Raw genomic sequence first — 17,182 nt, forward strand, 5'->3', positions numbered from 1 at the left:
CGAGGGCACGGCGGGCGGACCCGGCGAGCGCGCTCGGGACCGGGCCCGGGAACTCCGGTCAGAGGCGTCGGCCCGGGATGAGCCCGTGCTCCTCCAGGTACTCCAGCTGCGCCCGTACCGAGAGCTCCGCCGCCGGCCACAGGGAACGGTCGACGTCCGCGTACACGTGGGCGACGACGTCGGCCGGGCTCCGGTGGCCGTTCTCGACGGCCGTCTCGATCTGGGCGAGCCGGTGGGCGCGGTGGGCGAGATAGAACTCGACGGCGCCCTGGGCGTCCTCCAGGACCGGCCCGTGGCCCGGCAGCACCGTGTGGACGCCGTCGTCGACCGTGAGCGACCTCAGCCGCCGCAGGGAGTCCAGGTAGTCGCCCAGGCGGCCGTCGGGGTGCGCCACCATCGTCGTACCGCGGCCCAGGACCGTGTCACCGGTCAGGACGGCGCCGTCGGCCGGGAGGTGGAAGCACAGGGAGTCCGAGGTGTGGCCGGGGGCCGGTACCACCCGCAGCTCCAGGCCGCCGACCTCGATCACCTGCCCGGCGGCCAGCCCCTCGTCGCCCAGCCGCAGGGCCGGGTCCAGGGCCCGTACCTTCGTGCCCGTCAGCTCGGCGAAACGGGCGGCGCCCTCCGCGTGGTCGGGGTGGCCGTGCGTCAGCAGGGTCAGCGCGACCCGCTTGCCGGCCTGCCCGGCCATGTCGACGACGGCGCCGAGGTGGCCCTCGTCCAGCGGGCCCGGGTCGACCACGACGGCCAGCCCGGAGTCCGGCTCGGCGAGGATCCAGGTGTTCGTGCCGTCCAGGGTCATCGCGGAGGCGTTGGGCGCGAGGACGTTGACGGCCCGTCGGGTGGCGGGGCCGGAGAGGACACCGCCGCGCGGCTGGCCGGGAAGGGCTGCTGCGTCCGTCATTCGGGGGCTCCACCGGTCGGGATGTGCTTGGTGAACTCGTCGTGGCCGGGCCAGGAGAGCACGACGTCCTCGCCCTCCAGGCGCGCACGGGCCAGCACGGGGGTGAGGTCTCGGCCGGGCGCGGCGGCCAGCGCCTCGGCCGCGGTGTCGTACGGGACCAGCTGGCGCAGGGTCGCCACGGTGGGCGGCATCATCAGCAGCTCGCCCTTGTCGTACGAGGCCGCCGCCTCCGCCGGCCGGATCCACACCGTGCGGTCGGCCTCCGTGGAGGCGTTGCGGGTGCGCTGGCCCTCGGGGAGGGCGGCCACGAAGAACCAGGTGTCGTAGCGGCGCGCCTCGAACTCGGGGGTGATCCAGCGCGTCCAGGCGCCGAGCAGGTCGGACCGCAGGACCAGGCCGCGACGGTCGAGGAAGTCCGCGAAGGACAGGTCGCGGGCGACCAGGGCGGCGCGGTCGGTCTCCCAGTCCGCGCCCGTGGTGTCGCCGACGACCGTGTCGGCGGTCGGTCCGGCGAGCAGGACGCCGGCCTCCTCGTACGTCTCCCGCACGGCCGCGCAGACGATCGCCTGGGCGGCCTTCTCGTCGACGCCGAGCCGGTCGGCCCACCACGCGCGCGTGGGGCCCGCCCAGCGGACGAGGTGGTCGTCGTCGCGGGCGTCGACACCGCCGCCCGGGTACGCGTACGCGCCTCCGGCGAAGGCCATGGAGGCACGTCTGCGCAGCATGTGCACCGCGGGGCCGCCGTCGCCGTCCTTCAGGAGCATGACGGTGGCCGCGCGCCTGGGGGCCACGGGGGTGAGTGTGCCCTCCGTGAGCGCACGGATGCGCTCGGGCCAGTCCGCGGGAAACCACTGCCCATTCGCCATGGGCGGAGGCTATCCCGTAGCGCGCGGATGTTCGAGGGCCACGATCACCGAGCCGGGCGGAAGAACCCCTGGAAGAGCCCGTGGAAGAACCCCAGGGAGCCCTTGGCGGGGCCCCTGGGGAACCCCGGGCGGCGCAGCCCGGGGGACGGGTTCACGCGTGCGTGAGCTCCACCTGGATCTCGACCTCGACCGGGGCGTCCAGCGGCAGCACCGCCACGCCGACCGCGCTGCGCGCGTGCACGCCCTTGTCGCCGAGCACCTCGCCCAGCAGCTCGCTGGCGCCGTTGACGACACCGGGCTGGCCGGTGAAGTCGGACGCCGAGGCCACGAAGCCGACGACCTTCACCACGCGCGCGACGCGGTCCAGGTCGCCCGCGACGGACTTCACGGCGGCCAGCGCGTTCAGCGCGCAGGTGCGGGCCAGTTCCCTGGCCTCCTCGGCGGTGACCTCCGCGCCCACCTTGCCGGTGACCGGAAGCTTGCCGTCCACCATCGGGAGCTGGCCGGAGGTGTACACGTACACGCCGGACTGCACGGCCGGCTGGTACGCGGCGAGCGGAGGCACGACGGCCGGCAGGGTCAGGCCCAGTTCGGCGAGCCTCTCCTCGACGGCGCTCATGCCTGCCGCTCCCGCTTCAGGTAGGCCACGAGCTGCTCGGGGTTGTTCGGCCCGGGTACGACCTGGACGAGCTCCCAGCCGTCCTCGCCCCAGGTGTCCAGGATCTGCTTCGTGGCATGGACGAGCAGTGGCACGGTTGCGTATTCCCACTTGGTCATGTGGCCGACTTTATCCGCTGTGACCGGTGGGACAGGCGGCCGACCACGACGGTCGGCACGAGCGGCGGTACGAACAGCAGTGCAGCACCCCTCCCGGCGGTCACGGCGGCGGTTTCCGGACCGTCGAGCACCGCCCCGGCACCCTCCCTCCGCCCGGGAAACCGCAGCCTGACGTCGGTGTTCCGGCTCCGTCGCCCACAGGCCATGTGGCCGAGTCGCACCCCTGTTGTCCACAACCTGCCGGTTGGCTCGGGCGCGGACTGGTTACGCTCGAAGACGTGAGCAGGCTCCAGGTCGTCAGCGGCAAGGGCGGGACCGGAAAGACGACGGTCGCCGCCGCACTCGCGCTGGCCCTCGCGACCGAGGGGAAGCGGACGCTTCTCGTCGAGGTCGAGGGTCGGCAGGGCATCGCGCAGCGCTTCGAGACGGAGGCGCTGCCCTACGAGGAGCGGAAGATCGCCGTCGCTCCCGGGGGCGGGGAGGTGTTCGCCCTCGCCATCGACCCCGAACTGGCCCTGTTGGACTACCTCCAGATGTTCTACAAGCTGGGCAGCGCCGGCCGGGCCCTGAAGAAGCTCGGCGCGATCGACTTCGCCACCACCATCGCGCCCGGGCTGCGGGACGTGCTCCTGACCGGCAAGGCCTGCGAGGCGGTGCGCAGAAAGGACAAGTCCGGCCGGTTCCGGTACGACTACGTCGTCATGGACGCGCCCCCCACGGGCCGCATCACGCGCTTCCTCAACGTCAACGACGAGGTGGCGGGCCTGGCGAAGATCGGGCCGATACACAATCAGGCCCAGGCCGTGATGCGGGTGCTGAAGTCGGCGGAGACGGCCGTGCACCTGGTGACGCTGCTGGAGGAGATGCCCGTCCAGGAGACCGCCGACGGCATCGCGGAACTGCGCGCCGCCCGGCTGCCGGTGGGGCGGGTCATCGTGAACATGGTGCGGCCCGAGGTGCTGGACGCGGCCGACCTCGAACTCGTACGGACCGTGCCGCGCGCCGCCGTGGCGCGCTCGCTGTCGTCCGCCGGACTCGGCGGGGCGCGGCGCGGCGGGCACGCCGAGCGGCTGGTGGACCCGCTGCTGGCGCAGGCCGAGGAGTACGCCGAGCGGCACACGCTGGAACACGAGCAGCGCGCCGTCCTGGGCGAGCTGGGCCTGCCGCTGCACGAACTGCCGCTGCTCGCCGAGGGCATGGACCTGGCGGGACTGTACGAGCTGGCCACCGAGCTGCGGAAGCAGGGGATGTCATGAGTCCGGACCCGACGCCCGCGCAGGACGGCGCGCGCCGTCTCGCCCCCGCGCGCGTGCTCGACCTCGATCCGCTGCTCGACGACCCCGGGACCCGCATCGTCGTCTGCTGCGGCTCGGGCGGGGTCGGGAAGACCACCACCGCCGCGGCGCTCGGCCTGCGCGCGGCCGAGCGGGGCCGCAAGGTCGTCGTCCTCACCATCGACCCGGCCCGCCGGCTCGCCCAGTCGATGGGCATCGACTCGCTCGACAACACCCCGCGGCGGGTCAAGGGGGTCGAGGGCGGTGGTGAGCTGCACGCCATGATGCTCGACATGAAGCGCACCTTCGACGAGATCGTCGAGGCGCACGCCGACCGGGAGCGGGCGGCCACGATCCTCGCCAACCCCTTCTACCAGTCGCTCTCGGCGGGCTTCGCGGGCACGCAGGAGTACATGGCGATGGAGAAGCTCGGGCAGCTACGGGCCCGGGACGAGTGGGACCTGATCGTCGTCGACACACCGCCGTCCCGCTCGGCGCTGGACTTCCTCGACGCGCCGAAGCGGCTCGGGTCGTTCCTGGACGGACGGCTGATCCGGCTGCTGACGGCGCCGGCGAAGCTGGGCGGGCGCGCGGGCATGAAGTTCCTGAACGTCGGGATGTCGATGATGACCGGCACGCTCGGCAAGCTGCTGGGCGGTCAGCTGCTGAGGGACGTACAGACGTTCGTGGCCGCGATGGACACGACCTTCGGCGGGTTCCGTACCCGCGCCGACGCGACGTACAAGCTGCTCCAGGCGCCCGGAACGGCCTTCCTGGTGGTCGCGGCCCCGGAGCGGGACGCGCTGCGCGAGGCCGCCTACTTCGTGGAACGGCTGGCCGCGGAGAAGATGCCGCTGGCCGGTCTGGTGCTCAACCGGGTCCACGGCAGCGGAGCCGCCCGGTTGTCGGCCGAACGGGCACTCGCCGCCGCCGAGAATCTCGACCTCGCCGCCGAAGCCGCCGAGGAGAGTTCCGACCCCGCCACCGACCCGGCCGTCGTGCCCACTGCGGAAAATCTTGAAGAGTCCCGCATTGTGGATCAGGACGGCGGGAAGGTTGGTCTTCGTAACTCTCCCGACACGTACGGCAGTTCAGAGCCCCCCGCATCGCGGCCCGGCCCCCCGGCCCCGGAGCGGCCCAGCGAAGCCGATCAGCCCACCGGAGCCCAGCACAGCGTCGAGCAGCTCACCGCAGGCCTGCTGCGCCTGCACGCCGAACGTATGCAACTACTCTCCCGCGAACAACGCACACGTGACCGCTTCACCGCGCTCCACCCCGAGGTGGCCGTGGCCGAAGTGGGCGCGCTGCCGGGTGACGTGCACGACCTCACAGGACTACGGGACATCGGGAACCGGCTCGCGGCCAACCGGCCGGAGCTGCCCGAGGCCGCCGACGACTGAGTCGTCGCCGGCCGAGCCGATGGTCCGCTCAGCTCACCGCCGCATAGTTCTCGTACACCTGGTCGTCGTCGAGCGGCACGATGCCCACGCCGCGCTCGTACTCCGTACGAGCCGTCTCCAGCAGCCTGCGCCAGGAGGTCACGGTGGGCCGCCTGCGCAGCAGTGCGCGGCGTTCCCGCTCCGTCATGCCTCCCCACACGCCGAATTCGACGCGGTTGTCGAGCGCATCAGCCAGACATTCGGTACGCACCGGACATCCGGTGCACACCGCCTTGGCCCTGTTCTGCGCTGCTCCCTGCACGAACAGTTCATCCGGATCGGTAGTGCGGCAGGCGGCCTGCGCACTCCAGTCGGTAACCCAGCCCATACCGGCGCCGTCCTCTCCCGAATCGAGGCTCCCCCACGGCGGCAGCGGCATATTCACCGCCGCCAGTTGAGGACGTTACGGAAGGCGGGGACAGCGCAACACCCCCTTCGGGCCCAATCTTGAATGGCCCGAACGGACTATGGGTAAGCGGCAGATCACCCGGGGGAGTGAGCTGACGACATACGCGACTATCCCGGCAAAATCGGGACAGTTCTGTCTAGTCACAACGGGCGCCATGCGACACAGGAGGCGGATTCGGACACGTCCCCACCAAAAAAGTCGGGGAACCTCCGGAACGATTCGGGGTCGCCGGACGTATTGATACGTAGCCCTACTGCTGTGACAGTTGAGAGCAGCTTAGGCCAAGGCATATACGCGTGTCCGGCGAATGAGAACGTAGGCTGCCCTCATGCCAAAGAAGCGCTCGGGCGGTGGCCTGTCGGCAACACAGCAGGCCGCCAAGTTCCTCGGTGTCAGTGTGCTCGCGGGAGCCGTCCTGGCCGGCATCGCCCTGCCCGCCTTCGGTGTGCTGGGCCTGGCCGCCAAGGGATCGGTGGAGAGCTTCGACGAGCTCCCGGCGAACCTGAAGACCCCGCCGCTGAGTCAGCGCACCACCATCCTCGACGCCGACGGCGGCCAGATCGCCACCGTGTACTCGCGCGACCGCACGGTGGTCGAGCTCAAGAACATCTCGCCGTACATGCAGAAGGCGATCGTCGCGATCGAGGACTCGCGCTTCTACCAGCACGGCGCCGTCGACCTGAAGGGCGTCCTGCGCGCCCTGAACAAGAACGTGCAGAGCAGCGGTGTCGCCCAGGGCGCCTCCACGCTCACCCAGCAGTACGTGAAGAACGTCTTCGTCGAGGAGGCGGGCGACGACCCGACGAAGGTCGCCCAGGCCACCCAGCAGACCCTCGGCCGCAAGATCCAGGAGCTGAAGTTCGCGATCCAGGTCGAAGAGGAACTCGGCAAGAAGAAGATCCTCGAGAACTACCTGAACATCACGTTCTTCGGTGAGCAGGCCTACGGCGTCGAGGCTGCGGCCCAGCGCTACTTCTCCAAGCACGCCAAGGACCTCACCCTGGCGGAGTCGGCGATGCTCGCCGGCATCGTGCAGTCCCCGAGCCGCTACGACCCGGTGAACGACGAGGCGGAGGCCACCAAGCGCCGCAACGTCGTGCTCCAGCGCATGGCCGACGTCGGCGACATCTCCCAGGCCGAGGCCGACGAGGCCAAGGAGACGCCGCTGGAGCTGAAGGTCAGCCAGCCCAAGAACGGCTGCATCACCGCAGCCCGGGGCGCCAATTTCTTCTGCAAGTACGTCGAGAAGGTCTTCCTGAACGACCCGGTCTTCGGCAAGACCAAGGAGGCGCGGGCGAAGCTCTGGAACCAGGGCGGCCTGACCATCCGCACCACGCTCCAGCCGCAGGCCCAGGCGTCCGTGCAGGCCTCGCTCAAGTCCCACATCAACAAGTCGGACAAGGTCGCCGCCGCGGCCACCCTGGTGGAGCCCGGCACCGGCAAGATCGTCGGGATGGGCCAGTCGAAGCCGTACGGCTACGGCAAGAACGAGACCGAGTACAACTTCTCGGTCAACGCCCAGATGGGCGGATCGAACTTCGGCTTCCCGACCGGCTCGACGTTCAAGCCGTTCGTGGCCGCGGCCGCGCTGGAGGGCGGCAAGCCCGCCACCCAGGAGTACTCGTCGCCGTACGACATGGACTACCCGAGCCCGGTCCAGACGTGCAGCAGCAAGCCGTGGGTCAACGAGCACGGCGACAAGGTCGAGAACGAGAGCGAGTCGGAGTCCGGCCCGTACCAGCTCAAGGAGGCCATGGCGAAGTCGGTCAACACCTACTTCGTGCAGATGATCTCCGAGATCGGTCTGTGCCCCGTGGTGAAGATGACCGACGCGCTGCACGTCACGCAGGGCAACGGCACCAAGCTTCCCGAGACCCCTTCCATCGCCCTCGGCGCGGTCGGCCTCTCGCCGCTGACGATGGCCAGCGCGTACGCCGCCTTCGCCTCCCGGGGCATGTACTGCACGCCGATCGCCATCGAGTCGATCTCGCAGAAGATCGGCAACCAGCGGAAGTCGCTGGAGGTCCCGAAGTCGACCTGCTCGCGCGCGATGACCGAGAAGACGGCCGACACGGTGAACACGCTGCTGCGCGGCGTGGTCGACTCCGGTACGGGCCAGCAGGCCGGCCTCACCGACCGTGAGAGCGCGGGCAAGACGGGTACCACGGACGAGCGCAAGAACGCCTGGTTCGTCGGCTACACGCCGAACCTGTCGGGTGCCGTCTGGGTCGGCAGCGCCTCCCAGAAGGTCCAGATGACGAAGATCACTATCGGCGGCGTCTACCGCGCGCTCGTCTACGGCGGTCAGGTCCCGGGCCCGATCTGGAAGGACGCCATGACCGGCGCCCTGTCGGGCAAGCCCGTCCAGTCCTTCAACCTCGTCGACATCCCGGACGCCCCGAAGGACAAGGACGAGGACGACGGCGACGACCACGGCAACAACGGCAGCAAGCCCACCAACGGCGGGTTCATCGCGGGCCTGACGAACGGCGGGAACAACGGCGGCAACTTCCCGAACCCCACGTACTCGCTCCCTGACGGCTTCATCCAGGGCAACAACGGGAACGGGGGACGGCGCTGAGCCGCCCCGCCGGGACCTGATCCACGTCCTGGAACGAGGACCGGCCCCTTTCCCCACGCCGTCGAGGCGCGGGGAAAGGGGCCGGTGCCGTTCAGGGGGCGGTGGCTCAGCCCGCCAGGAGCTGCTTGACCACGGCGGCCACCCGGCCGCCCTCGGCCAGCCCGGCCACCTTCGGGTTCACGATCTTCATGACGGCGCCCATGGCCCGCGGCCCCTCGGCACCGGCCGCCCTGGCCTCCTGCACGGCCTGGGAGACGATCTCGTTCAGCTCGTCGTCGGAGAGCTGCTTGGGCAGGTAGGCGCCGAGCAGCTCGCCCTCGGCCTTCTCCCGCTCGGCCGACTCCAGGCGACCACCCTGCTCGAAGGCCTCGGCGGCCTCGCGGCGCTTCTTCGCCTCCTTGGTGATCACCTTCAGCACCTCGTCGTCGGAGAGCTCGCGCTTCTCCTTGCCCGCGACCTCCTCCTTGGTGATCGCGGTGAGCGTCAGCCGGAGCGTCGAGGAGCGGAGCTCGTCGCGCTCCCGGATCGCGGCGTTGAGGTCTTCCTGCAACTTCGACTTGAGCGTGGTCATGCGTCCGATTGTCGCAGGTGTGGAGCCCTGAACGCCCGCTGATTTAAAGGGCCGGTCGCGGGCGGCCACGAGGGCCCGCGAGAGCGGGCCGCCCGGCCCCGCGCACGGCCGGACCTGGCGACCGTGGGACAGCGGTCGCACCGCCGAGGGGCGGAACGGCCGTGGGGGACGGCCGAGTACGGCGTGCCGACGGGGTCTGACACGATGGTCGTATGCGCGCACGATACGGAGTACCCCTGGGCATCACGGCGGTCGTGGCCGGCGGACTCCTCTACTCTGCGGGCTTCGAGGCCCGCTCCTTCCGTCTCCGCCGGGTGACGGTGCCCGTCCTCCCCACCGGAATGCGTCCCCTGCGCATACTCCAGGTCTCCGACATCCACATGGTCGGCGGACAGCGCAAGAAGCAGCGCTGGCTGCGTTCGCTGGCGGGGCTGCGCCCGGACTTCGTGATCAACACGGGTGACAACCTCTCCGACCCGGAGGCCGTCCCGGAGGTCCTGGACGCGCTGGGTCCGCTGATGGACTTCCCGGGCGCGTACGTCTTCGGCTCCAACGACTACTACGGGCCCACGCTGCGCAACCCCGCCCGCTACCTGCTGGAGAAGACCAGCGGCCGGCACGGTCTGAACGGCAACGCGCCCGCCGTGGGCGTGGTCCACAACCCGTGGGAGGACCTGCGCGACGGCTTCGACGGCGCGGGCTGGCTCAACCTGACCAACACGCGCGGCACGCTGAAGGTCGAGGGCGTCTCGATCGAGCTGACCGGCGTGGACGACCCGCACATCAAGCGGGACCGCTACGCCCGGGTGGCCGGCGGCCCGTCGGCCTCCGCCGACTTCTCGATGGGCGTGGTGCACGCCCCGTACCTGCGGGTGCTCGACGCTTACACGGCGGACGGCTACCCGCTGATCCTGGCCGGCCACACCCACGGCGGCCAGCTGTGCATCCCCTTCTACGGCGCGCTGGTCACCAACTGCGACCTGGACACCGACCGGGTGAAGGGCCTGTCCTCGCACACGGCGGACGGCCGCAGGTCCTTCCTGCACGTCTCGGCGGGCTGCGGCACCAGCCGCTACACGCCGGTACGGTTCGCGTGCCCGCCGGAGGCGACGCTGCTGACGCTGGTGGGCAAGGAGTAACCACGGGGGTGGGGGGCGGGGGCACGGGGACCACGGACCCCGTGGAACGGCTGCCGGACCTCCGTAGCACGGCTGCCGGACCGCCGTCGGACGGCCGGTGCCGGTCGCCGTCCGGCCCCCTGCGCACGGCCGGACACCCGCCGTCACCCACACGCACCACCCGTATCGCCCGACCTGCCGGTTCTGCCTAGTTTGAGGGCATGACCGCGCCGATACCCAGGGACATTCCCGACCTCCCCGCCATCCCGGGCATGGCCACGCCCACGCTGCTGCCGTCCGGCTACGTCCCCGCCACGGCGGTGATGAACCCCGTACCCCGCCCACTGACCGCCGTCTTCCGCCTGCTGGTCGCCGGCACGGCGGCCGCGGGCGTGACGATCTGCCTGCTCGCCGGCAGTCCGGTCCGGGTCCTGAGCCACTTCGCGATCCAGAGCAACATCCTGCTGGCCGTGGCCATGACCCTGTCCGCCCGCCGGGCCTGGTCGGCCCGGCGCCCCCTGCCCGCCCTTGTGACAGGCGCCACACTCCTCTACGTCGTCGTCACGGCCCTGGTCCACCATCTGCTCCTGGCCGGCACGACGCCCACGTTCTCCCTGACGAACGCGCCGGGCGTCCACCCGCTCGGGCAGACGGTGGCCAACCACATCCTGGTCACGATCACCCCGGCCGCGGCCCTGCTGGACTGGCTGCTCCTGACCGCACCCGGCCGCCTGCACCTGCGCCAGGCCGCCGCCTGGCTCCTGTACCCCCTGGCCTACCTGCTGTTCTGTCTCGGCCGCGGCGAACTGATCCTGCCCGGCGCGCCGGGCCGCTACCTCTACCCGTTCCTCGACGTGGACCGCCACGGCTACAAGCACGCCCTCGCCAACGCCCTCCTGCTGGGCCTGTCCTTCTACGCCCTGGGCATCGTCCTCGTGGTCCTCGACCACGTCCGTCCCGACCCGATGCGCCACCTCGGCAAAACCGGATTTCGTCTGAGGCCACCCGTGGGCTAAAGTAAACGACGTCGCCGCAACAAGCAGGACAAGCAGCGACATCGGGGTGTAGCGCAGCTTGGCAGCGCGCTTCGTTCGGGACGAAGAGGTCGTGGGTTCAAATCCCGCCACCCCGACGCCGGAGTACCAGGTCAGGGGCCTGATCCGCTTAGCGGGTCGGGCCCCTGAGTGGTTTTCTGGGTCCTCTTGGGAGCCGGCCCTGAGGGTTGACTCCCAAACGGCTCCCCGACTCCACCAGACCGTGTCCGACAAATGATCATCTGGCTCGCGGAGCCTCGCTGTCCGCAGCCTGAAGGCCCAGCAGCTCGCTCGCGGCAGCCGGACCGGCTGCTCCCCGGCTTCGGGGATCGGGTTTCGGCTGCCGGCAGGATGGCCGGGTGGACGACGACACCGCCCCCACCCGGGTCGACGAGGTCAGCGTTCGTGCCGCCAGTTCGCCGGCCGTGAGCGAGGCGCTCATACGGCTCGCCGCAGCCACCCGTCACGACACCGCAGAGATCGAGGGCCTCGGCATCTTCGGCCCCGACGCCGTGGCGCACGCGCCGATCATCGCCGCCGCCGCGCTCCACGCCTGCCAGACCATGATCGCCCAGCGTCGGATCGCCGCCAAGAGCAACGAAGTACCCGCCTTCGCCCCACTGCTGGACCGATCGACCTGCACGGCGTCGTCGTCACCGCTGACGCGATGCACGCCCAGCGCGCCCAGCTCGCCCAGCTCGCCCACGCCGAACACGTCGTCACCGCCCGCGGCCACTACCTCCTGGTGGTCAAGGGCGACCAGAAGAAGCCGCACAAACAGCTGCGACACCCGCCCTGGAAGCGGATCCCGCTGCAGGCCCGAGAACGCATCGCCCCTGACCCCGCAGCGACACGCGGCGGCCCGCCCTCACACACCGAGGGAAAATTCGGGCGAACCGCCAGACCGCTCAGCGTCGGGACCCCACTGAAGAACCGCCGAGGTCAAAAAAACAAGACGAGGAAAGTTTCACTTCTGCCGGAATCCCTCCACCGCGATGAGCCGACGCTGCGGCAGCGTGCTTCATCAAGCTGATTCCCTGTCGATGATTTCCTCGTACATCGAAGCCTCGATCTCTCGAACCCGACGCACCCGATCGTTGAGCTCTTCCTGGGTTTCGGCGGTCAGGAGGACCACACCTGCGGCAGTAATCGCATCCTTCGTTATCATTTGGCGGTCACCCGGCGCATACCGATAACTGACGTGCATTACGCCGCCGACGCCGAGGAATTTGGAGAGATCAGCTTCTCGAACTCGCCCCTCCGTCTTGGCGATCAGGTACGCGTAAGCAGCCCTCTGGGACCGCGGGACAGGCGGCAGGACTTCCCGGGCCTCGGTGAACGCGGCGGGGTTCAGTGAAGCCTGCACCAGCCATCCGACCTGCGAGCGCCCCAGGCAGCTCTCGACAACGTACGGATCGGCACCACCCGCGATACGCGCTCCAACCTCGATCAACACGGGTCCCCTGTCCGTAAGCATCGCTTCGGCATGGAAAGGACCGTTCACAAGCCCGAGTGCGCGGCACGCGTCACCGACGTACTCGGTTATCTCTGCAAAGCCCGGATCTTCTTCGCAGAAGAGGTACTGCTTGTCGTAGACATGAAATCCGTGGTTGTCGACCTTGTCAGATTGCCATGAATCCGTGAAGGAGTAACGCCCTTGGCAGGCAATGCCGTTGATCACATACTCGACACCGACCAGAAACTCCTGACATACCGCCGCATCGTTCCGGTTCCCAAACAGGTCGGTACTCCCGATGATTACATCGAGGGCTTTATGGGCTTCAGCGCGCGAGTGGCACACAAACACACATTCTGTCGCCGCACTGAGCAGCGGCTTGACCACAACGGGATATGCGTCATGTGAGGTCAGCCAGGCATCAAGCCCCTCGGCATCGGTGACGCGAGCTTGCTTGATGCTCGCCACGCCCCCCTGTCGGAGACGCTCTTGCATATCGAACTTATCGCGTCGCGCCATGGACAGTTCTACATGATTGCGAAATGGCAGGTCCAAGCTGTCTGCCAGTTGATCGGCAAGGAGCACTCCACCCTCGCTCCCCGCCAGCACGATCCGCGCTGACGCCGCACGCAGAGTCTCAACCAATGCGCTGACGTCACCATCGTTGACCAGGTGAATTTCGGCGCGGGTCGCCGCCACTTCGTTGTCATGAGAAAAGGGGCCAATCGATCCGGACTCAATGTGGATGACCGGATATCCAAGAGCCTGGAAGGCCGGGATCAGGTATCGGCCGCCCGAGTAGGCATCCACAATTACTACGTGTTCTTTTTGGGACAGTGTCGGCATGACAACTCTTTCGTTCGGAGCGTCGGATGAACAGCTAGAGCGGGGAAGGACAAGATGTGCTACTCGGGGCGCGAGACGCGGTACCGGGTCATCAGCAGGGCGGCGGCCACACTGAATCCGGCGCCGAGGAACATCACCGCGGACGGACCGGAAGCGTCCACAACCCACCCTCCAGCCAGTGCGCCCAGCGCGATGGAGACGTTGAAGGCACAGATGTACAGCGACGTCGCCGCCTCGGGAGCCTGGGGAACGCTGGCGAAGACGAGGGTCTGCAGGCAGACCGGCAGCGCGGCGTAGGCGATGCCCCAGACCAGCAGCAGGGCGATCGTCCCAGGATGCCACCGGCCGTTGACCACGAGGAGTACGACGGCGGTGGCGAGCAACAGGATGCAGGCAAGGGTGGCGGTACGCAGCGCGCGGGCCGCCGCCGCGCCGCCCGCGAAGTTGCCCACCACGCCGGCCACCCCGTACAGCAGGAGCAGAGCGCTGACCCAGCCGGACGGGATACCCGCGCCCTGCTCCAGGAAAGGCGCGACGTACGTGTACGCGGCGAAGTGGCCGATCACCATCGCCGCTGTGACGAGGGTGGCGATACGGAGATTGCCGTCCCGCAGCAGCTTGGGCAGTTCAGCCAGGCGCACCACGGCACGAGGTTCGAGGGACGGCACGAGGAAGATCACAGCAGCGAGGATCAGGACCCCGATCCCGGCGATCGCCCAGAACGCGGTACGCCAGTTGGACTGACCGATGAGGGTGCCGAACGGCACGCCGACGACGGATGCGACGGAGATACCGCTGAAGACGACCGCCGTGGCACGGACCGCTTGGTCCGAGGAGACGAGGCGGATGGCGATGCTCGCTGCAATCGACCACATCACGCCGTGGGCGAATCCCGTCAGCAGCCGCGAGACCATCAGGACCGCGTACGACGACGACAGCGCGGTGAAGACGTTCCCCCCGACGAAGACGCAGAGCACCAGAAGGAGCAGTCTGCGGCGGTCAAGCCTGCGCGTCGCCACCGTGAGCAAGGGTGCGAACAGGCCCGCGATCGCGCCGTACAGGGTTACCGACAGACCGACAGTGCCCTCGGAGGCGCCCAGGTCACGGCTCATGGCGGGGAGCAGTCCGATCGGGACCATCTCGGTGGTGGTGAAGGCGAAAACGCCCATGCCGACGGTGATGACCGCGAGCCAGTTGCGCAGGGAGCCGGACGACGAGGGGGACGCGGCCGGGCGGTCGGCGCCGTCCGGGACGACGGCCGACTCCGTCACCGTGTCCGGGCGGGAGGGGGGCGAGGGTGTCACGGGGTTCTCCCAGATCATGCGGGGCTGGCTGAAGTGCCGCATGGCGCACCGCGGTGAGCCAACGCAGGAATTCGGTACTCGGGATGTTCCCGCAGCGTGACGCCGTACATGTGCCCGGTGAGTCGAATCATGTCGGCAGGTGTGCCGGCGGAGTGATCCTGCAAGGGCACGGCCGCGGCGGCCATGCCGCCGCGGCCGGTCAACGGACGGCCTCTTCCGGCGCCTCGACAGGCACGGTGTGGATCGTGACGGACCGAATCGTCCCGAGCACGGCAGCGTCGATGTCGTCGTCGAGCGGAGCGTCCAGAACGACGGAGACCGACCGGCCTTTGGAGTCGGACTGGTCGCCCAGCACGTCGCCGTGGTGCCGACTCACCAGGACCGCGTGCCCCCGTGGCGGTGCCTCCTTCGGGATCGGCAGCAGGTCCGGCCACTGGCCCTGCTCACTGACCCAGTGCACGGGTACGCCGTCTGCGGTCACGTCCGCGAGGAGGCCTCGGGGGTGGTCGAGATAGGCCTGCCGGGCCCGACGCTGCGGTGCCGCGATGACCGGTTCGATACCGAGCACGAGGTCCAGCAGGGCTGCGTCAAGATCCATACCGGTGGCCAGCCGCCACAGGCGCGTGATCGCGTCACCGGGCGGGCGGGCGGCGGCCTCCATCAGGACCACCCGGTCATCGGCGGTCAGCCGGAACTCGGCGTGGCTCATGCCGGTGCCGAACCGGACGGACCGCAGGAACTCCGTGTTGGCCCCGAGCAGCAGCCGCTCCTGGTCCGGGGTGAGGTGTGGCGCGGGCGAGGTGTGGCCGGTCTCGGTGAAGAACGAGGTGCCGGATTCATTGGTGTCCTTCGCCGTGATGCCCGCCCACAGCACACGCCCGTCACGTACCAGCGTCTCGACGGAGAACTCACGGCCTTCGATCCGCTCCTCGAGCAACAGCAGCTCATCCGCACCGTAGTCGGGCAGGAGCGGGCCGACGGCGGCCGGCTCCGTGATCGCCCGGACCCCCGAACTCGACATCCGCGAGGCCGGTTTGAGCACGGCGGGGAACACCTCCCAGCCATCCGCGACAGTACTGCGCGTCGTGTCCAGCAGGGTCCATCGCGGGGCCAGGGCGGGCGCCGCCAGCCGCTGGAGCACCTTGTTGCGGCAGACCTGCGCCGCATGCGTCCCGGGACCGGGCAGGCCGAGGGTCTGGGCAAGAGCCCCGGCGGCCTCCACGAACACCTCACCGACGTTCAGCACCGCACGCACCTCGTGCTCGTGCAGCCATGGCGTGACCGCCCGCAGCACCGTGTCGAGCGATGTGTCCGTGACGTGGCGAAGGCCCTCGTCCGGGATGCGGGAGAGCGGGTGTGCCGGGTCACTGCGGTGCCGGGCGAGTTCCTCGGCGGGTGTCTCGGGGCCGAACACGAACAGCGGTGTCACGCCGCGCTGTTCGGCCAGGTCCAGAAGACGTAGATGCTTGGCCAGCACGACCAGGTCGGTGATGACGACAACGGCTGTCATGACTTTCCTCAGTTCGGGTGCGGGACGCGAGCGCGTCGCGTCCCGCACGGTGGTGGATCAGGCGGAGAGGCGTTCGGCGGACAGGATCAGTTCGTGGACCTGGCTGCCCTCACGGGTGCGCAGGACGACCCGGGGGTCCGGCCCGTCGGGAAAGACCTGGAGGGTGCGCTCCTCGCTCCAGCCGGCGAAGCGGTACTCGTGGTCGCCGAGGTGCACCAGCGCGAAGACCCGGTCACCCGCCAGGCGCAGGACCATGCGTTCGCCGTCCTCTGCAAGGGTCGCCGTCTCCTGGGGCAGGTCGGCCGAGAGCGCGGTGTCGTCCTCCCACAGGTGGAACGTGGCAGGCAGGGAGAAGCGGGTGGTTCCGAGCCGTCGGCGTTCTTCGACGGTCTGCGGGCACTCCTGACGATTGAAGAGGATCTCGCCGTCGCGGAAGTACTCCTGCCAGGTCTCGGGGAAGAGGGCCACCAGTCCCGGGGTGACCAGGACATCGATGACCAGGTGCACCCGGGCGTCGCTGCCGGTGTTCTGTACGCGGTGGGTGCGGCTGAAGTCGCCGAACCAGAATTCGCCCGGCTGCCAACGGTGCTCGACACCGTCGAGGACGAGCACGGCTTCGGGGTTGGTCACGACCGGCACGTGCAGCCGGCCGACGCCCCAGCGCGGCCCGTACTTGGGGTCGGTGTGGTCGATTCCGACCGTGTCCGGGCCGAGCGCCATGAACCGGACCGCGTGCAGCGGAGCCGGGATGGACTCCAGGACGTCGCGGACGTACGGGATGCGGTCGAGCCAGACGGTGTCCGCGAAGTCCTGCGGACCGGGACCGCCCGGGTCGGTGCGGTCGCCGTCGCCGCCGGGGCTGCGCAGGGCGAGGCAGCGCCAGTCGACGTCGGTCGAGGCACCGACGCCGTCCTCGGTGTAGACGCGCTGCTGGTCCCAGGTGTGCTCACGCACCGAGGTGAGTTCGCGCAGCAGTCGGTCGGCGTCGAAGGTGCGCTTGAGCCGGGCTGCCTCGGCCGGCATGGGCACGGTACCCAGAAGTGATGCAGAGGATGACATGGCGGTTCCTTTGCTCGTTTACGGATTCGGACAG

Annotated in this window: 16 protein-coding genes and 1 tRNA gene; 6 read left to right on the forward strand and 11 right to left on the reverse strand. The window is 69.5% G+C overall.

Annotated elements, in window-relative coordinates:
- Positions 1-58: 58 nt before the first annotated feature.
- The 4 genes from ACZ60B_RS19595 to ACZ60B_RS19610 form a co-directional block, all read right to left on the reverse strand.
- Positions 59-904, reverse strand: a complete 846-nt coding sequence (locus ACZ60B_RS19595) for an MBL fold metallo-hydrolase (RefSeq protein WP_469388526.1) — start codon at positions 902-904, stop codon at positions 59-61.
- Positions 901-1,770 carry an NUDIX hydrolase gene (locus ACZ60B_RS19600; RefSeq protein WP_469388527.1) on the reverse strand — a complete coding sequence of 290 codons (870 nt, stop codon included), beginning with the start codon at positions 1,768-1,770 and terminating at the stop codon, positions 901-903. The genes ACZ60B_RS19595 and ACZ60B_RS19600 overlap by 4 nt, the downstream gene beginning before the upstream one ends.
- A 151-nt stretch (positions 1,771-1,921) precedes the next feature.
- Entirely contained in the window at positions 1,922-2,389 is a 468-nt protein-coding gene (locus ACZ60B_RS19605; protein WP_469388529.1) for a RidA family protein, read from the reverse strand.
- Positions 2,386-2,547, reverse strand: coding sequence for a DUF4177 domain-containing protein (locus tag ACZ60B_RS19610; RefSeq protein WP_010986011.1), 162 nt, complete (start codon positions 2,545-2,547; stop codon positions 2,386-2,388). The genes ACZ60B_RS19605 and ACZ60B_RS19610 overlap by 4 nt, the downstream gene beginning before the upstream one ends.
- Positions 2,548-2,825: 278 nt before the next feature.
- On the opposite strand from ACZ60B_RS19610, the gene bagA reads away from it, so the two are divergent.
- Together bagA and bagB are read left to right on the forward strand one after the other, a co-directional pair.
- Complete coding sequence (bagA, locus tag ACZ60B_RS19615; protein WP_469388531.1) at positions 2,826-3,803, forward strand: ATPase BagA; 978 nt, start codon at positions 2,826-2,828, stop codon at positions 3,801-3,803.
- Positions 3,800-5,221: an ATPase BagB gene (gene bagB, locus ACZ60B_RS19620; protein WP_469388533.1), complete on the forward strand. Its 1,422-nt coding sequence runs from the start codon at positions 3,800-3,802 to the stop codon at positions 5,219-5,221. Before bagA ends, bagB begins: the two co-directional genes overlap by 4 nt.
- A 28-nt stretch (positions 5,222-5,249) precedes the next feature.
- Here the strand turns inward: bagB and wblA are convergent, their stop codons facing one another.
- Positions 5,250-5,588 (reverse strand): transcriptional regulator WblA, encoded by a 339-nt coding sequence (gene wblA / locus ACZ60B_RS19625; protein ID WP_067240880.1) that lies wholly within the window; start codon positions 5,586-5,588, stop codon positions 5,250-5,252.
- A gap of 409 nt (positions 5,589-5,997) precedes the next feature.
- Here wblA and ACZ60B_RS19630 point away from each other — a divergent pair, with 409 nt between their 5' ends.
- Positions 5,998-8,250, forward strand: coding sequence for a transglycosylase domain-containing protein (locus ACZ60B_RS19630; RefSeq protein ID WP_469388535.1), 2,253 nt, complete (start codon positions 5,998-6,000; stop codon positions 8,248-8,250).
- A gap of 106 nt (positions 8,251-8,356) precedes the next feature.
- On the opposite strand, the gene ACZ60B_RS19635 is transcribed toward ACZ60B_RS19630, so the two are convergent.
- The gene (locus tag ACZ60B_RS19635) at positions 8,357-8,821 is read right to left on the reverse strand and encodes a GatB/YqeY domain-containing protein (protein ID WP_351602751.1); all 465 of its coding nucleotides are present in this window, start codon (positions 8,819-8,821) and stop codon (positions 8,357-8,359) included.
- Positions 8,822-9,033: 212 nt separating this feature from the next.
- Here ACZ60B_RS19635 and ACZ60B_RS19640 point away from each other — a divergent pair, with 212 nt between their 5' ends.
- The 3 genes from ACZ60B_RS19640 to ACZ60B_RS19650 all read left to right on the forward strand — a co-directional run bounded on the left by ACZ60B_RS19640 (position 9,034) and on the right by ACZ60B_RS19650 (position 11,071).
- The gene (locus ACZ60B_RS19640; RefSeq protein ID WP_469388536.1) at positions 9,034-9,960 is read left to right on the forward strand and encodes a metallophosphoesterase; all 927 of its coding nucleotides are present in this window, start codon (positions 9,034-9,036) and stop codon (positions 9,958-9,960) included.
- Positions 9,961-10,160: 200 nt separating this feature from the next.
- Entirely contained in the window at positions 10,161-10,955 is a 795-nt protein-coding gene (locus ACZ60B_RS19645) for a Pr6Pr family membrane protein (protein ID WP_469388537.1), read from the forward strand.
- 42 nt (positions 10,956-10,997) lie between these two features.
- Positions 10,998-11,071: transfer RNA gene (locus tag ACZ60B_RS19650), tRNA-Pro, on the forward strand.
- A 365-nt stretch (positions 11,072-11,436) separates the two neighbouring features.
- Here the strand turns inward: ACZ60B_RS19650 and ACZ60B_RS19655 are convergent.
- The 5 genes from ACZ60B_RS19655 to ACZ60B_RS19675 all read right to left on the reverse strand — a co-directional run bounded on the left by ACZ60B_RS19655 (position 11,437) and on the right by ACZ60B_RS19675 (position 17,148).
- Positions 11,437-11,763, reverse strand: coding sequence for a hypothetical protein (locus ACZ60B_RS19655; protein ID WP_469388539.1), 327 nt, complete (start codon positions 11,761-11,763; stop codon positions 11,437-11,439).
- Positions 11,764-11,997: 234 nt separating this feature from the next.
- Positions 11,998-13,275, reverse strand: a complete 1,278-nt coding sequence (locus ACZ60B_RS19660) for an ATP-grasp domain-containing protein (RefSeq protein ID WP_469388540.1) — start codon at positions 13,273-13,275, stop codon at positions 11,998-12,000.
- Between the two features lie 59 nt (positions 13,276-13,334).
- Positions 13,335-14,579: an MFS transporter gene (locus tag ACZ60B_RS19665; RefSeq protein ID WP_469388543.1), complete on the reverse strand. Its 1,245-nt coding sequence runs from the start codon at positions 14,577-14,579 to the stop codon at positions 13,335-13,337.
- A 199-nt stretch (positions 14,580-14,778) separates the two neighbouring features.
- Entirely contained in the window at positions 14,779-16,089 is a 1,311-nt protein-coding gene (locus tag ACZ60B_RS19670) for an ATP-grasp domain-containing protein (RefSeq protein WP_469388545.1), read from the reverse strand.
- Positions 16,090-16,146: 57 nt separating this feature from the next.
- Complete coding sequence (locus tag ACZ60B_RS19675; protein WP_469388546.1) at positions 16,147-17,148, reverse strand: aspartyl/asparaginyl beta-hydroxylase domain-containing protein; 1,002 nt, start codon at positions 17,146-17,148, stop codon at positions 16,147-16,149.
- Between the last annotated feature and the right edge of the window lie 34 nt (positions 17,149-17,182).

This window comes from Streptomyces sp. NPDC104096 (assembly GCF_055584385.1).

Coding starts and splice junctions, on each gene's coding strand:
- ACZ60B_RS19595 (WP_469388526.1), bottom strand. CDS start 904: ATGACGGACGCAGCAGCCCTTCCCGGCCAGCCGCGCGGCGGTGTCCTC.
- ACZ60B_RS19600 (WP_469388527.1), bottom strand. CDS start 1,770: ATGGCGAATGGGCAGTGGTTTCCCGCGGACTGGCCCGAGCGCATCCGT.
- ACZ60B_RS19605 (WP_469388529.1), bottom strand. CDS start 2,389: ATGAGCGCCGTCGAGGAGAGGCTCGCCGAACTGGGCCTGACCCTGCCG.
- ACZ60B_RS19610 (WP_010986011.1), bottom strand. CDS start 2,547: ATGACCAAGTGGGAATACGCAACCGTGCCACTGCTCGTCCATGCCACG.
- bagB (WP_469388533.1), top strand. CDS start 3,800: ATGAGTCCGGACCCGACGCCCGCGCAGGACGGCGCGCGCCGTCTCGCC.
- wblA (WP_067240880.1), bottom strand. CDS start 5,588: ATGGGCTGGGTTACCGACTGGAGTGCGCAGGCCGCCTGCCGCACTACC.
- ACZ60B_RS19630 (WP_469388535.1), top strand. CDS start 5,998: ATGCCAAAGAAGCGCTCGGGCGGTGGCCTGTCGGCAACACAGCAGGCC.
- ACZ60B_RS19635 (WP_351602751.1), bottom strand. CDS start 8,821: ATGACCACGCTCAAGTCGAAGTTGCAGGAAGACCTCAACGCCGCGATC.
- ACZ60B_RS19640 (WP_469388536.1), top strand. CDS start 9,034: ATGCGCGCACGATACGGAGTACCCCTGGGCATCACGGCGGTCGTGGCC.
- ACZ60B_RS19645 (WP_469388537.1), top strand. CDS start 10,161: ATGACCGCGCCGATACCCAGGGACATTCCCGACCTCCCCGCCATCCCG.
- ACZ60B_RS19660 (WP_469388540.1), bottom strand. CDS start 13,275: ATGCCGACACTGTCCCAAAAAGAACACGTAGTAATTGTGGATGCCTAC.
- ACZ60B_RS19670 (WP_469388545.1), bottom strand. CDS start 16,089: ATGACAGCCGTTGTCGTCATCACCGACCTGGTCGTGCTGGCCAAGCAT.
- ACZ60B_RS19675 (WP_469388546.1), bottom strand. CDS start 17,148: ATGTCATCCTCTGCATCACTTCTGGGTACCGTGCCCATGCCGGCCGAG.